The 15,656-nt window shown below is 48.1% G+C and carries 11 protein-coding genes; 4 read left to right on the top strand and 7 right to left on the bottom strand.

Annotated features, from left to right (window positions below; all coding sequences use genetic code 11):
- Window positions 1–83: 83 nt before the first annotated feature.
- Genes ACESTD_RS13480 through mce form a run of 5 tightly spaced genes read right to left on the bottom strand, consistent with a single transcriptional unit; the run spans window position 84 to window position 4,694 of the window.
- Window positions 84–1,244, bottom strand: a complete 1,161-nt coding sequence (locus tag ACESTD_RS13480) for a sodium ion-translocating decarboxylase subunit beta (protein ID WP_005826789.1) — start codon at window positions 1,242–1,244, stop codon at window positions 84–86.
- A gap of 1 nt (window position 1,245) precedes the next feature.
- Window positions 1,246–1,680, bottom strand: coding sequence for a biotin/lipoyl-containing protein (locus ACESTD_RS13475; protein ID WP_005826788.1), 435 nt, complete (start codon window positions 1,678–1,680; stop codon window positions 1,246–1,248).
- Window positions 1,681–1,703: 23 nt separating this feature from the next.
- Complete coding sequence (locus tag ACESTD_RS13470) at window positions 1,704–2,636, bottom strand: OadG family transporter subunit (RefSeq protein ID WP_008663742.1); 933 nt, start codon at window positions 2,634–2,636, stop codon at window positions 1,704–1,706.
- Between the two features lie 31 nt (window positions 2,637–2,667).
- Window positions 2,668–4,221, bottom strand: coding sequence for an acyl-CoA carboxylase subunit beta (locus tag ACESTD_RS13465; protein WP_373158984.1), 1,554 nt, complete (start codon window positions 4,219–4,221; stop codon window positions 2,668–2,670).
- A 56-nt stretch (window positions 4,222–4,277) separates the two neighbouring features.
- Window positions 4,278–4,694, bottom strand: coding sequence for a methylmalonyl-CoA epimerase (mce, locus tag ACESTD_RS13460; protein WP_009036790.1), 417 nt, complete (start codon window positions 4,692–4,694; stop codon window positions 4,278–4,280).
- Window positions 4,695–4,983: 289 nt separating this feature from the next.
- Here mce and ACESTD_RS13455 point away from each other — a divergent pair, with 289 nt between their 5' ends.
- The 3 genes from ACESTD_RS13455 (at window position 4,984) to ACESTD_RS13445 (ending at window position 9,280) form a co-directional block, all read left to right on the top strand.
- On the top strand, window positions 4,984–6,471 hold the full coding sequence (locus tag ACESTD_RS13455; protein ID WP_005826781.1) for a TolC family protein: 1,488 nt from the start codon (window positions 4,984–4,986) through the stop codon (window positions 6,469–6,471).
- Between the two features lie 143 nt (window positions 6,472–6,614).
- The gene (locus tag ACESTD_RS13450) at window positions 6,615–7,976 is read left to right on the top strand and encodes a sigma-54 dependent transcriptional regulator (protein ID WP_005835956.1); all 1,362 of its coding nucleotides are present in this window, start codon (window positions 6,615–6,617) and stop codon (window positions 7,974–7,976) included.
- Window positions 7,967–9,280, top strand: a complete 1,314-nt coding sequence (locus tag ACESTD_RS13445) for a PAS domain-containing sensor histidine kinase (RefSeq protein WP_008663734.1) — start codon at window positions 7,967–7,969, stop codon at window positions 9,278–9,280. Before ACESTD_RS13450 ends, ACESTD_RS13445 begins: the two co-directional genes overlap by 10 nt.
- Window positions 9,281–9,306: 26 nt before the next feature.
- On the opposite strand, the gene aspD is transcribed toward ACESTD_RS13445, so the two are convergent.
- Both aspD and aspT read right to left on the bottom strand, forming a co-directional pair.
- Entirely contained in the window at window positions 9,307–10,926 is a 1,620-nt protein-coding gene (gene aspD, locus ACESTD_RS13440; protein WP_009036793.1) for an aspartate 4-decarboxylase, read from the bottom strand.
- Between the two features lie 276 nt (window positions 10,927–11,202).
- On the bottom strand, window positions 11,203–12,897 hold the full coding sequence (gene aspT / locus ACESTD_RS13435) for an aspartate-alanine antiporter (protein WP_373158985.1): 1,695 nt from the start codon (window positions 12,895–12,897) through the stop codon (window positions 11,203–11,205).
- A 188-nt stretch (window positions 12,898–13,085) separates the two neighbouring features.
- On the opposite strand from aspT, the gene ACESTD_RS13430 reads away from it, so the two are divergent.
- Window positions 13,086–15,623, top strand: a complete 2,538-nt coding sequence (locus tag ACESTD_RS13430; protein ID WP_195288583.1) for a DUF5686 and carboxypeptidase-like regulatory domain-containing protein — start codon at window positions 13,086–13,088, stop codon at window positions 15,621–15,623.
- Window positions 15,624–15,656: the final 33 nt, after the last annotated feature.

The raw sequence follows: 15,656 nt of genomic DNA, 5'->3' as shown, positions 1-15,656 counted from the left end.
GATTAACGAAAAAGCCCCTCCAAAAATGAAGGGGCTCTAAAATAGTTCAGAATTCAAGCCGGATAACGGAATGAATAAATGTATTACATTAAGAATCCCAGCAGGATACCTGCTGCTACAGCGGAACCGATTACACCGGCAACGTTCGGGCCCATGGCATGCATCAGCAGATAGTTGGTAGGATCGTATTCCAGACCTACTACTTGGGAGATACGTGCAGAGTCGGGTACGGCAGATACACCGGCATTACCGATCAACGGATTAATCTTGTTGCCTTTCTTCAGGAAGAGGTTGAAAATCTTCACGAAGATGACACCGGATGCTGTGGCAATGACAAATGATAAGGCGCCCAGACCGAATATCTTGATTGAATCAAGGGTTAAGAACTCGGATGCTTGCGTAGAAGCACCTACTGTCAAACCAAGCAGAATAGTAATGGTATCAATCAGCGGACCACTGGCTGTGTTTGCCAGACGACGTGTAACTCCACTTTCTTTCAGTAAATTACCGAAGAACAGCATACCCAGCAAAGGCAGACCGGATGGTACAAGGAATGTGGTCAGTAACAAACCGATAATCGGGAACATTACTTTTTCCGTATGTGAAACCACACGGGGAGGTTTCATACGGATAAGACGTTCATTTTTACTGGTCAGCCAACGCATAATAGGCGGCTGTATCACCGGTACTAATGCCATATATGAATAGGCTGATACTGCAATGGCACCCATTAAGTTAGGAGCCAGTTTAGAAGAGAGGAAGATGGCAGTCGGACCATCGGCACCACCAATGATACCGATTGCACCAGCCTGCATCGGGTCAAATCCTATGGCAAGGGCAATCATATAAGCACCGAATATACCGAATTGGGCTGCTGCACCAACCAACATTAATTTGGGGTTCGATATCAAAGCAGAGAAATCCGTCATGGCACCGATACCCAGGAATATGAGTGGCGGGTACCAACCGGAGGTTACTCCCTGGTACAGAATATTAAGTACGGAACCTTCTTCATAGATACCGACTTTTAATCCGGCTTCCATATTGAAAGGTATATTACCAATCAGCATACCGAAACCGATAGGAATTAATAGCATCGGCTCAAATTCCTTGGCTACAGCCAAGTATATGAAAAACAAACCTACCAGAAGCATTACCACATGTCCTACCGTTGCATTGGCAAAACCTGTATAAGTCCAGAAGTCGGCAAGGTTGTTTCCTAAAAATGTGATAAATTCTCCCATATTATTCAATAATTACGAGGTCAGTACCTTCGAGAACAGAGTCCCCTTTGTTTACATTGATGGCTGTAATCTTACCGTCTTTATCAGCATTGATATTGTTTTCCATCTTCATGGCTTCCAAAATGATGATAACTTGTCCCTTCTTTACTGTATCGCCGACATTTACTTTGATATCGAGGATTACACCGGGAAGCGGAGATTTTACACCTGACTTGCCGGTAGAAGCAGCGGCCGGTTTTACTACCGGAGTAGCAGGAGCAGCAGGAGCGGATGTGGCTGCCGGACGTGCTACCGGTTTAACGACTACCTTCGGTGCTTTTTCCATTTCAACTTTGTAGGGAGTACCGTTCACTTCTACATGAGCGATGTTGTCTTCAATATCTCCAATGGCAACTTTATATACGTTACCGTTAATTTTATATTTATATTCTTTCATCGTTTTATTTTATTATGGGTGACTTACTTTTTGTGAGGAGTCTCACGCAACGTATAAATCTTTGAACTCCACGGTGAGTAACTGCGTTTTACACGGGTAATGGTAAGTATCGTGTCTTCCACATCGTGTACATCGCTTTGGAATTCGTGCATGGCCATTGAAATGGCAGCAAAAACTTCTCCCGGAGCCTGCCCCAGTTGTTTCTCTTTTGCTTCTTGTTTATCAGTAATACCTTTAGCTTTCATGGCATTGCGTTTGCTGAGGTTAACTGATATTTTACCTATAATCTTGAAGGAGATGTAGAGTAATATCAGCCCGCAGAATACAACGCTCATGGCAGAAATAGCCATACCGATACCTACGCTGTCATGCTCTTCGAATTTTTCCATTTTGGCATTGCTGTCGATAGTCTTGTTGTTGGTACTCGGAGTGACATATTTATCTTCGCTTCCACCCTTTACTTCCCATTGGTCGGCTGCATCACTGACACGGGCATAGGATTGGTTGGCTTTTAAAGTACCGGCAGGCACTATGACTTGATCAAGCAATTTCTTGCCGGAATCATACAACCCAATCCAGTTGGCATTTGTGGCATCCAGTTTGAAGTTCGTATGAAATGTACCGCGTCTTGGTTCTCCATCAGCCCAGAAAAGTGCATGCTGACGTGGTTTTATGAGTGTCAGAACGTCACCTTTGGGAATGAAATAACTGGCAGTATCACCCGGCTGGCTGCTGAATTTCAGATAGCAACCTGCAAGGTCGGCGCTGCCGTATGATCTGTTGAATATTTCAATCCATGCGCTGTGTACACCGTAGTCATCCTGATAGTTGCTTTCGTTGTTGACCAGCACTTCATTCAGCAGCAGTTTGTTGTTCGATTTCTGTTCTTTGCAAGAAGAGCAAAAGCCCAACACCAGCATCAATGAAAGGAATATTCCGATTTTTGTTTTATTCATAATCGTTCTTGTTTTAGTGTGAAAAGCTTGATTACAAGGGAATATTACCATGCTTCTTAGCCGGGTTAGTCAATTTCTTGGTTAGCAACTGTTGCAGGGCACGAATGATGCGGAAACGTGTGTTACGCGGTTCGATAACATCATCAATGTAGCCATATTTAGCTGCATTATAAGGATTGGCAAACAACTTGGTGTATTCAGCCTCTTTTTCAGCCAGGAATTGAGCCGGATTTTCCTGCTCTTTGGCTTCGCGGGCATATAATACTTCTACAGCACCTGCACCACCCATTACAGCGATTTCAGCAGTAGGCCAAGCATAATTCATGTCGCCACGCAGCTGCTTACAGCTCATCACGATGTGCGAACCACCGTAGGATTTACGCAGTGTGATGGTAACCTTGGGTACAGTAGCTTCACCGTATGCATACAGCAGTTTGGCACCGTGCAGGATGACGCCGTTGTACTCCTGGCCGGTTCCCGGAAGGAATCCCGGTACGTCTACCAATGATACGATAGGAATATTGAAGGCGTCGCAGAAACGGACGAAGCGTGCGCCCTTGCGGGATGCGTTGCTGTCGAGCACACCTGCCAGATACTTCGGCTGGTTGGCAACGATACCTACGGACTGTCCGTTGAAACGTGCGAAACCGATAATGATATTCTTTGAATAATCTTTTTGGATTTCGAGGAACTCACCATTATCTATGATAGCGCCAATTACCTCGTACATATCGTACGGTTTGTTCGGGTTATCAGGAATGATGTCGTTCAGGGAATCTTCCAGACGGTCGATAGGGTCTGTGCAGTCTACATAAGGAGCTTCTTCCAGATTGTTCTGTGGAATGTAGCTCAACAGTTTGCGGATAAGAGCCAAGCCTTCTTCTTCAGTCTGTGCAGTGAAATGAGTAACACCTGATTTGGTGGAGTGAACGCTCGCGCCACCCAGGTTTTCCTGGCTTACGTCTTCTCCGGTTACAGTCTTTACTACCTTCGGACCGGTAAGGAACATGTAGGATGTACCTTCCATCATCAGCGTAAAGTCAGTCAATGCAGGAGAGTAAACGGCACCACCGGCACAAGGACCGAAAATACCGGAAATCTGCGGGATGACACCGGAAGCAAGGATGTTACGTTGGAAGATTTCAGCGTAGCCAGCCAAGGCATTGATACCTTCCTGAATACGTGCACCGCCCGAGTCGTTGATACCGATACACGGAGCACCCATTTTCATGGCTTGGTCCATAATCTTACAGATTTTCAGAGACATGGTTTCGGACAGTGAACCGGCAGAAACTGTGAAGTCCTGTGCGAAGATATAAACCAGACGGCCTTCGATTGTACCGCAACCGGTTACTACACCGTCACCGGGGTAGTGTTTCTTTTCCATGCCGAAGTTGGTGCATCTATGTTCTACGAACATGTCCATTTCTTCGAAACTGCCTTCGTCGAGAAGCATGGCTATGCGCTCGCGAGCTGTATATTTACCCTTCTCGTGTTGCTTTGCAATCGCTTTTTCACCACCACCGAGACGTGTTGCAGCGCGGCGGTCTATAAGCTCTTTAATCTTTTCAAGTTGATTACTCATGAATTTATATTCTTTAATGTTTATACAATTTATGGTTGGACGATTTATGGTCGTGCTTATTCCGGTTTTTCGCAAAGTTCAGTCAGAACGCCGAGGGTTGACTTCGGATGCAGGAATGCAATGTTCAGACCTTCTGCACCTTTGCGGGGAGCTTTGTCTATAAGGCGGATACCTTTTTCTTCGACTTCGGCAAGCGCACCGGCCACTCCGTCTTCAACGGCGAATGCGAGATGATGCATGCCACCGTTACCGTTGTTCTTTTCGATGAACTTGGCAATTGTGCTTTCGGGAGAAGTAGGTTCCAACAATTCGATCTTTACATCGCCCACTTTCAGGAAAGCGGTTCTAACTTTCTGATCTTCCACGGTTTCGATGTTGTAGCATTTCAAACCTAAAACGTTTTCGTAGTACGGAAGGGCTTCTTCAATGCTCTTAACGGCAATGCCCAGATGCTCAATGTGTGAAATCTTCATAACTATATAAATTAATGTTAGTATTGTATCCTTTTTAATAAAGGTATAAAGCAGCACAAAGAAAGAGAATTCTTCCTTAATAAAGAAATTTTTCATCAATTAATTCATGGATAATTGAACTTTAGAAGGATTTTTTCAGACTTTAGATAGAGACCGGTTGTTTTCCTGATATCGTCCGCTAACGGACATCCCCACTGTCCGAAAATGAACACTTACCCCTCTATGAAATCTTCCCGGCCACTTGGCACACTCTTTGCTTTTCTGTTTGCGACAATTTTAAAGATTGAACATGAAAAAGAATATTTTACTTGCAGTTTGTTTTTTGATGCCGTTGGCAACCATGGCGCAGAATGATACTTTGGGACATGAACGCAATATTACGCTGTCGGAGGCCATTGTACTGGCCCGTACGCAGTCTGTGGATGCTGCTGTGGCATTGAATGAATTGAAAACCGCGTATTGGGAATACCGTACATTCCGTGCGGACTTGTTGCCGGAAGTGAATTTCACCGGTACACTACCCAACTATAACAAGTCCTACAGTACCTACCAGAATTCCGACGGCTCCTATAGCTTTGTCCGCAACAATACACTGGGGCTGTCCGGCCAGCTTTCGGTAGACCAGAACATTTGGTTTACGGGGGGTAAGCTGTCACTGACTTCTTCGCTGGATTATCTCAAACAACTGGGTTCCGGAGGAGCGAAGCAGTTCATGTCAGTCCCCGTGAGCCTGGAGTTGACGCAGCCGGTCTTCGGAGTGAATACCTTGAAGTGGAACCGCCGTATAGAGCCCGTACGCTATGCTGAGGCAAAGGCCGAGTTCATTTCAGCTACGGAAGAGGTGACGATGAAAACCATCACTTATTTCTTTGAGTTGCTGCTGGCCAAAGAATCGCTCGCTACCGCCATGCAGAACAAGACGAATGCCGACCGCCTTTATGAAGTGGCCATAGCCAAACGTAAAATGGGACAGATATCCGAGAATGATTTGTTGCAGCTTAAACTGAATTCATTGCAGGGCAAGGCCGACGTGACTGAGGCAGAGAGCAACCTGAATGCAAAAATGTTCCAGCTCCGTTCTTTCCTCGGGGTGTCCGAGCAGGAAAGCCTGAATCCGGTGTTGCCCGCCACTGTTCCCGATATAAAGATGGAGTATGACCGTGTGCTGAACAAGGCACTGGAACGCAACTCCTTTGCACAGAACATTCGCCGCCGCCAGCTCGAAGCTGATTATGAAGTGGCAACGGCACGCGGAAACTTGCGCAGCATCGACCTCTTTGCCAGTGTGGGCTATACGGGGCAGAACCATGAATTCTCTTCAGCCTACCGGGACTTGCTTGATAATCAGATTGTGCAGGTAGGCGTCAAGATTCCTATCCTTGACTGGGGCAAGCGCCGCGGCAAGGTAAGGGTGGCAAAGAGCAACCGTGAAGTGGTCTTGTCCAGAATCCGTCAGGAACAGATGGACTTTAATCAGGACATCTTTTTGCTGGTGGCTAACTTCAACAACCAGGCGCAACAGCTGGACATAGCCGAAGAGGCGGATGTCATTGCTGAGAAGCGTTACAAGACCAGTGTAGAGACCTTTATGATAGGTAAAATCAGCACCCTGGACCTGAACGATGCACAGAACTCTAAAGACGAAGCCCGTCAAAAGCATATTTCAGAGCTGTACTACTATTGGTATTACTTCTATCAGCTCCGCAGCTTGACCCTTTGGGATTTTGAACGCGATACGGAATTGGAAGCTGATTTTGAAGAGGTGGTAAGAGGATAAGTCGACGGGTTGCAAGTGATAAGTTATGAATTATTTGCCGGTAAAAGTACCGTATATGCGATATTATAGGTAAATAACTTATAACTTATCATTCATAACTCTGCTTTTTTACTTATTTTTGCGGGAAACAAACTACAATTTTTATGATACTGATAATAGACGACGATAGTGCTGTGCGCTCTTCCCTCAGCTTTATGCTGAAGCGTGCCGGATATGAGGTGAAAACGGCTCCGGGCCCTCGCGAAGCTATGGATATAGTTAGGGCCGAAGCTCCCGCCTTGATTTTGATGGATATGAACTTCACTCTTTCCACTACCGGAGAAGAGGGACTTACCTTATTGAAGCAGGTAAAGGTGTTCCGTCCCGATGTGCCCGTTATTTTGATGACGGCATGGGGAAGTATCCAGCTTGCCGTGCAGGGTATGCAGGCCGGCGCATTCGATTTCATAACCAAGCCTTGGAACAATGCTGCTCTTTTGCAGCGCATCGAGACGGCCCTTGAACTTACGGCCGCCCCGAAAGAGGTGCCGGAAGAGCAGACTACCGCATTGAATCGCAGCCATATTATAGGTAAGTCCAAAGGGCTGATGGAAGTGCTGAACACAGTGGCTCGCATAGCCCGTACCAATGCTTCGGTGCTGATTACGGGCGAAAGCGGAACGGGCAAGGAGCTGATTGCCGAAGCCATCCATATCAACAGCCAACGCGTGAAGCAGCCCTTTGTCAAGGTGAACCTTGGTGGCATCTCGCAGAGCTTGTTCGAGAGCGAGATGTTCGGCCATAAGAAAGGGGCGTTTACCGATGCCAGTGCCGACCGTATAGGGCGTTTTGAAATGGCAAACAAAGGTACCATCTTCCTCGACGAGATTGGTGACCTCGACCCTTCCTGCCAGGTGAAACTGCTGCGCGTGCTTCAGGACCAGACATTCGAAGTGCTGGGCGATAGCCGTCCCCGCAAAGTCGATGTGCGCGTCGTTTCCGCCACTAATGCAGACCTCCGCAAGATGGTGTCCGAACGTACTTTCCGTGAAGACCTTTTTTACCGTATCAACCTGATTACCGTAAAACTGCCCTCCTTGCGGGAGCGCCGTGAGGATATACCTTTGCTGGCACGTCATTTTGCCGACCGTCAGGCAGAGGTGAACGGCTTGCCGCGTACGGATTTCTCGGCCGACGCTCTGAATTTCCTTTCCCGCCTGCCTTATCCGGGCAACATTCGTGAGTTGAAGAATCTGGTGGAGCGTACCATTCTGGTCAGCGGCAAGCCGGTGCTGGATGCCACGGATTTCGATGCCCAATATCTGCGTCACGACGAACCGGCCAAAGCTGCCGAAGGTACTTCTTTTGCAGGTATGACCTTGGATGAAATAGAGCGGCAGACTATCTTGCAGGCGTTGGAACAGCATAAAGGGAATCTCAGTCAAGTGGCAGTGTCATTAGGCATCAGCCGCGCTGCGCTTTACAGACGTTTGGAAAAATATAATATTCAAGTCCCGTGCGCATAAAATTCTTTTTCTTCATACTTGTCCTTTTTCTGCTCGGTCTGGGTGGAATGCTGGTATATCTGCTGAGTGGGAAGCCTTCTTTGTATCTGTACGTATTGGAGGGGCTCATCGGGTTTATCCTTATCTATCTGATAGTATTCTATAATAAGATAGTGAAGCCGATGAATACCATCGGCAGCGGTATGGAGTTGCTGCGCGAGCAGGATTTCAGTAGCCGTCTCAGCCGGGTAGGGCAGTACGAGGCAGACCGCATTGTGAATATCTTTAACCGAATGATGGAGCAGCTCAAGAATGAACGGTTGCGCATGCGCGAGCAGAATCACTTCTTGGATTTGTTGATTCAGGCATCTCCAATGGGGGTTATTATCCTGACAATGGACGATGAAGTGTCGCAACTGAATCCGATGGCGGTAAAGATGCTCGGTGTCCGTATGGAGGAGGCGATGACAAAACGGCTGGACCAGATGGACTCCCCGTTGGCTGCCGAACTTTCGTCTATTCCCAAAGACGAGACGGCGGTGGTCCGTCTCAATGATGCGAATATTTATAAATGCACCCATTCTTCTTTTATTGACAGAGGGTTCAAACATCCTTTTTTCTTGATAGAGCGTATGACGGAAGAAGTGATGCGTGCCGAGAAGCGTGCCTATGAAAAGGTAATCCGCATGATAGCTCATGAAGTGAACAATACCACTGCGGGCATCACTTCCACACTCGATACAGTGGAGCAGGCACTTTCTACAGAAGATGATATGGAGGACATCTGCGACGTGATGCGCGTTTGTACGGAGCGTTGTTTCTCGATGAGCCGTTTCATTACCCGTTTTGCAGATGTGGTAAAGATACCCGAACCTACCCTGGCACCCGTCCAGCTGAATGAGTTGGTGTCCATGTGCAAGCGTTTCATGGAAGGAATGTGCAATGACCGCAATATAGAGCTACGTCTGGAATGCGACCCAGAGGTGGGAATGGTGCGTATGGATGCTTCTCTTTTTGAGCAGGTGCTTGTGAATATCATCAAGAATGCCGCCGAAAGTATAGAGGGGGACGCCGGAGAAAACGGACAGCAAGGTGAGATAATAGTAAGGACCACTGCCCCCGCTTCTGTCGAAGTCGTTGACAATGGTCCGGGGATAAGTAAAGAGACCGAAGCTAAACTCTTCAGCCCCTTCTTTTCCACCAAGCCGAACGGGCAGGGAATTGGCCTGGTGTTTATCCGGGAAGTTTTGAGCCGTCATGGTTGCACGTTCTCCCTGCGTACCTACAGCGATGGATTGACCCGCTTCCGTATACTATTTAATTGAAAATTGAAAGTTTTACCTTTCACCTTTCAATTTCTGCTTTTAAAGAATTCTTTTGCATATTCGTCCAATATCCTTTTAATGCCTTGGCCGATGGTCGCATAGTCTTTCTCGTCCAGATTGGCGAGTGAGGCGCGCACGCTCCATTCGGGGCCGTCAAAACCACCGCCGTTCAGCAGCACCAGAGAGGTTTCTTTGGCAAGGCGGAAGACTACGTTCAGCGGGCTGTAGGTACGTTTCAGATATTCTACAAAGTCGTCCCCATAGAACTTCTTTGCCCAAACCAGCATGTCGATTTCTGTATAATAACCTACACGCAACGGGTCTTCCGTCAGCGTGAAACCGGTATTCTCCCAAAGGGCATGCAATCGGCGGCGGATAATCTCCTGCATCTTTTGCTTGTATTTGTTTTCCTTGTCCAGCAGGGCAAAGGCGGCGAAAAGGCCCATCTGCATCTGTTGTGGCAATGACAGTCCGGCGGTATGGTTCAGTGCCACCTGGCGACTGTCGGCAACCATACGGTCGATAAACTTCAGTTTTTCAGGTTCCAGAGTGAGGGTGGAGTAGCGGCGGTGCAGAATCTCCCGTTTCTCTTTCGGCAGTTTGGCTATCAGCTTGTCGAACAGATTGAATTCGTGCAGGGCGATGACCGCATTGCGCCATCCGGTGGCACCGAAGTATTTGGAGAATGAATAGACGCAAAGCGTATTGTAGGGAATTTCTGCCATGAACGAACGGAAGTGCGGACTGAATGTACCGTATACGTCGTCTGTAATAATCATCAGATTAGGGTTGTCATTTCTGACGATACTCACGATGCGCGCCATTGTATCCGGACTGAGTGTGTAGCTGGGCGGATTACTGGGATTGGTGACAAAGAGGGCCTTGATTTTAGGGCTTTTCAAGCGGTCTATGTCTTCGTCGCTGTACTGCCAGAGGTGCATCCCTTCGTTATTCATGCGGTTGGCATGTATTTTGGTCACTCGAAACTGGTAGCGGCTGAGTTGTGGGATTTCAATATAGGGGGTAAAGGCAGGAACCATGAGGACGATGCCGTCCCCTTTGTTCAGCAGGAAGTTTTCCTGCAGGGAGTCGAAGATGTAGCACATGGCGGCTGTTCCACCTTCGGTGGCAAACAGGTCATAGGCACCCCGGGGAGGACGGTTGTCGCACATCTCTTGCGAAAGGTAGTCTTGCACAAGGATTTCCGTAAAATGAAGGATGCGGTCGGGCACGGGATACTGGTCGCCTACAATGCTTTCGGCCCATTCGTGTACAAGGCTGTCGGGGTCGGCGGCATGCTGCATCAGCAGGTAGTTGTAGGTTTGTTCCAGCAATTTGGCGCCCGGTACGTTATTGTTCTTTTTCAGGAAGGCTTCGAAGCGAGAGGCAATGCCTTTTTTTTCGGGGATGCCTGCAATTCCCTCGGGCAAATCCATGATGCGGCGGCACTCTTCCAGGCCGAAGCTTCCCAACAGGAAGAAGGCTTCGCGTGGAGCGGTTGCAATCCAGTTGGGGTTGCCGCGCCCTGCGTTCAGCATGGTACGGGCGGTTTTCTTCAGACTCTCGTCTGCCATGTCTATCAGGCGGTTCTTCAGTTCGAAAGGACTGATAGATTCCATTTTCTTTTCTAAAAGTTTTGTATCCATAAGCTCAAGTTTAGGTTCGTTATTTATTGTTTTCAGTCATTCGGCGAATAATCTCTGTTCATGCGGTATACTATTTCTTTCCTTGCTTGAAATTAATCGTCCGATATATGTTTCCTTTTCGTCCGACAGTTGTTGAATCATCGTCCGACAACTGTTGAATTATCGTCCGACAGCTGTCGGACGAATAGCTATTAGTGAATGGGTATATAGTCGCTTGCATTTCCGGCAATAATTCTTTGAATGCTCCGGATTAGTAAGCATTGGTACAGAATCGTCTTATATTAGCAAAACGATGACTACACCCCATATTATTAATAAGGTATTGCCCACGGCATAGGTCACGGTGTATCCCAGAGCAGGTGTCTCACTCTCAACGGCATCCTGCACCGCGCCTAAAGCGGCCGTAGTGGTACGTGCCCCCGCGCAGACGCCCAAAGCCAGTGCCGGATGGAACTTGAAAACATACCTTGCCAGCAGCAAGCCGATAATCAGCGGCAGGGTGGTGGCGGCTGCTCCCACCAGGAACAGGCTGATACCTACGTCGTGGAAGCCCTGCACGAAACTGGGACCTGCCGAAATGCCCACTACCGCGATGAACATGTTCAGACCGACATTGTTCAACACCCATTGCGAAGGTTCGGGAATGCGCCCGAAGGTGGGGTGCTTACTGCGGAGCCAGCCGAAGAACAAGCCGGCAATCAATGCGCCGCCGCTTGTGCTCAAGCTGATGGGGATGCCGCCGATATGGACGGAAAGTGCTCCGAACAAACCTCCGACAAGGATACGCAGGCCTACGAATATCATGTCCGTCTGGTTGGTAGGGCGGTCTATATACCCCAGACGTTTGGCTGCTGCTTCCACTTCCTGCCTGGTACCTACCACTTCGATGACGTCGCCGGCATCTACTACCGTTTGTGCCAGCACGGGAATGGATATTCCGGCGCGCTTGATGCTCCGGATACTGACACCGTGCATGAACTTTTCCCTTCGGATAACTGCAACCGTCTTGCCGGCAACCGTCTTGCGTGTGATTGTAACCGGTAACTTTTCGGCAGGAAAATCCAGGAGCTGGGCATCTTGTACTTCCGGCCCTATCCAGCTTTCTTCGCCTATGATGTATTCGCGGCGTCCGCTTAGCACTACTTCGTCTCCCGGCTCTATCTGTATGTTCATGCTGACTTCCACCACAACTCCGGATTTGCGGAGGCGTTCCACAAATAGACGTTTGTCGTGCTGCCGGAAGTAGACTTCCAGGTCAATCACCCGCTTTCCATTCTTGAACCATTCGTTTTCGACCCGGTAGGCACGGAAAGTGACGGGGCGTGCCGCCGGCATGAATCCCGGTTCGTCAGCCAGAGAGCTGCCCATCTTTGCCTCCAGTTCCTTGCAGGCGGCTTTCACCTTTTCCAGCCCGCCTAGCATCTTGGGACCAATGGATGATAGGACCCATGCCGAGCCTGCCGTACCGAAAATGTAGGTGACGGCGTAGGATACGGGAATGATGTTGACGTAACTTTGTCGTTGGGCCTCGTCCAGTCCCATATTGGCCATGGTGTCTTCTGCCACTCCGATGACGGCGGAGATGGTTTGCGAACCGGCCAGCAGTCCGGCAGCTTCACCGGCATTGTAGCCCATCATCAGGGCCAGCAGCCAGGTCACTAACAGTACGGATACACACATCAGTACGGCAAAGCCCACTTGGGGCAATCCGTCCTTTTTCAGTCCGCGGAAGAACTGGGGACCCACTTTATAGCCCACGGCAAAAAGGAAAAGCAGAAAAAATACCGACTTTATCGGACCCGGTACGGCTATATTCAGTTGCCCTACCAGTACGCCTACAAGCAGTACACTGGTCACTGTGCCCAGCGTAAACTTACCGATACGCAGTTTCCCCAGCCAGAATCCCAGGAATATAGTGAGGAAAATGGCAAGTTCGGGGCGTTCCCTGAGCTGGTTGAAAATCCATTCCATAATCAAGTTGTTTAGGTTATATATTGGTTGTTCCGATGCTTTCTGGAGCGTCGTTTCGCTATACAACGGCTTTTAACGGGAAGTGTTTTGTACAAAAGGAGTTTTTTAGAACATTTATTCCGTAAAACCGAACTTTAAGAAAAAGTTTTCTTCCGTACCTTTGCCATCCAAATTAGGTAAAACAAGGTATGAAGTTGTTTTTTAGGGTATTTCTGCTTATCCAGCTGGTTACTCTTCCATTGAGAGCACAATATATGGTGCAAGGCGTTGTCACCGATTCGTTGACGAAGGAGCCGTTGCCTTATACGTCAGTTTATCTGAAAGGAACTACGGAGGGAGGGATGACGGACAATAACGGCCGTTTTTCCTTCAAGACCTATCGCCCGGAGGCCACGCTGGTCATTTCGGCCGTGGGATATAATGAATATGTCCGGCTGATTCATCCTGCAAAGTCTTCTAAGTTCAATATTGCCCTTTCGCCAGCCACTTATGCACTGGATGAGGTGGTGGTGAAGCCGAAACGTGAACGGTATAAGAAAAAGGATAATCCCGCAGTGGAGTTTGTACGCAAGATGATAGAGCATCGGGATGACTACTCGCCCGACGAACGCGACTTCTGGAAACGTGACCGCTATGAAAAGATGACTTTTGCCATCAATAACTTCGACAGCTTGAAGCAACAGAAGTGGCTTTACCGTAAGTTCAAGTTTCTGACGGATTATGTCGATACCTCTGCCGTTACCGGCAGGCCGGTACTGGCCATCTCCAACCGTGAGTTGCTTGCCACAGACTATTACCGCAAGTCTCCGCATAGCCGGAAACAGTGGGTCACCGCCCGCAGGCAGGCAGGAGTGGACGAAATGCTTTCCCAGCAGGGTATGGAGCAGGCTATCAGTGTCACCATGACCGATGTAGACCTTTATGAGAACAACATCACCTTGTTCACCAATAAGTTTGTCAGTCCGCTTTCCTCCCTTGGGCCGTCTTTCTACAAATATTATCTGATGGATACGCTTACCGTTGCCGGAAAGCCTTGTGTTGACTTGACATTTGTCCCTTTCAACTCCGAGTCGTTCGGTTTTACGGGACATTTATACGTCATGCTGGACAGTACCTATTTTGTAAAGCGTACCGTCATGAACTTTCCTCAGAAAATAAATCTGAACTTTGTGGACTACATGAAGATTGAACAGAATTTTGACCGCGCGGAGGACGGTACGAGGCAGTTGCTCAATGAGAGTATCACTACGGAGTTCAAGTTGGTGGACAATAGTGACGGTATTTATGCCAAGCGGGATGTGTATTACAGAAATTATCAGTATGAACCGGATGACAAGGCTCTGCAGGCTTTCCGAAAACCGGAAAAGGTGATTGAAGAGACATCGGCTTCCGGCTATTCGGAAGCATATTGGGATGCCAACCGCCAGGTGGAAGTCAGCAAGAAAGAAACTTCGGTGGACAAGATGATGGCCCAGTTGCGCAGCTATCCCGTTTATTTCTGGACGGAGAAAGTGTTGAAGGTGCTGTTCACGGGGTATATTCCCGCTCCGAAGGAAAAAGAACCTTTGTTCTATATCGGTATGATGAATACCACCATCAGCGGAAATACACTGGAAGGGGTGCGCTTGCGTGCCGGCGGTATGACGACGGCATGGCTCAATCCGCATCTGTTCGGTAGGGGGTATATGGCATACGGTTTTCGCGACCATCGTGTAAAAGGACTTGCCGAACTGGAATATTCTTTTCATAAGAAGAAGGAATATGCCAATGAATTTCCTATACATTCGTTGAAGCTCCGTTACTTGTCAGATGTCAATCAATATGGACAACACTATCTTTATACCAGTCAGGACAATGTTTTTCTTGCTTTGAAACGTCAGAAGGATGACCGTATCGGTTATCAGCGGAAGGCGGAACTGACCTATACCAATGAGTTCCATTCCGGTTTTTCCGTACAGATGACGACGCGTCTGCGTAAAGATGAATCATCCCATCTGATTCCTTTCGTCAAGCAGGACGACCATAATACGTATGTAAAAAGTATTTCGACCAGTGAACTGGAATTGAAGCTGCGCTATGCTCCCAACGAGAAATTCTTCCAGACCCAATGGAACCGTTTCCCCGTTTCGCTGGATGCTCCGGTCTTTTCGCTTACACATACCATGGCTGCCAAAGGGGTACTGGGAGGAGACTATACCTATCACTATACGGAAGCGGGTTTTCAAAAGCGTTTCTGGTTCTCAGCATTCGGTTATACGGACGTTATCCTGAAGGCCGGGAAAGTATGGAACAAGGTTCCTTTCCCTTTGCTCGTCATTCCCAACGCGAACTTGTCCTATACCATACAGCCCGAGTCCTATTCACTGATGAATGCCATGGAATTCATGAACGATGAATACGCTTCCTGGGATGTGACCTATTACTTGAACGGCTGGCTCTTCAACCGTATTCCTTTGTTGAAAAAGTTGAAATGGCGTGAAGTGCTTTCCTGTCGCGGCTTGTATGGGAATTTGAGTGATAAGAATAATCCGGCTTTTCAGCAGGATTTGTTCCGTTTTCCTGCCGCCAGCACTACAATGGGGCATACGCCATACGTAGAGGCAGGTGTAGGTGTTGAAAATATTTTCAAAGTATTGCGTGTCGATTATGTATGGCGTTTGACTTACCGAAATTTACCAAATATCGACAAATCCGGGCTCAGAATCAGTCTACACATGACATTTTAACTTAAATCTTACTAATAGGACATTAAATCGGAT

This window comes from Bacteroides sp. AR20 (genome assembly GCF_964250605.1).
Classification (GTDB): Bacteria; Bacteroidota; Bacteroidia; order Bacteroidales; family Bacteroidaceae; genus Bacteroides; species Bacteroides uniformis.
This window is presented reverse-complemented; position numbering and strand designations above follow the sequence as displayed.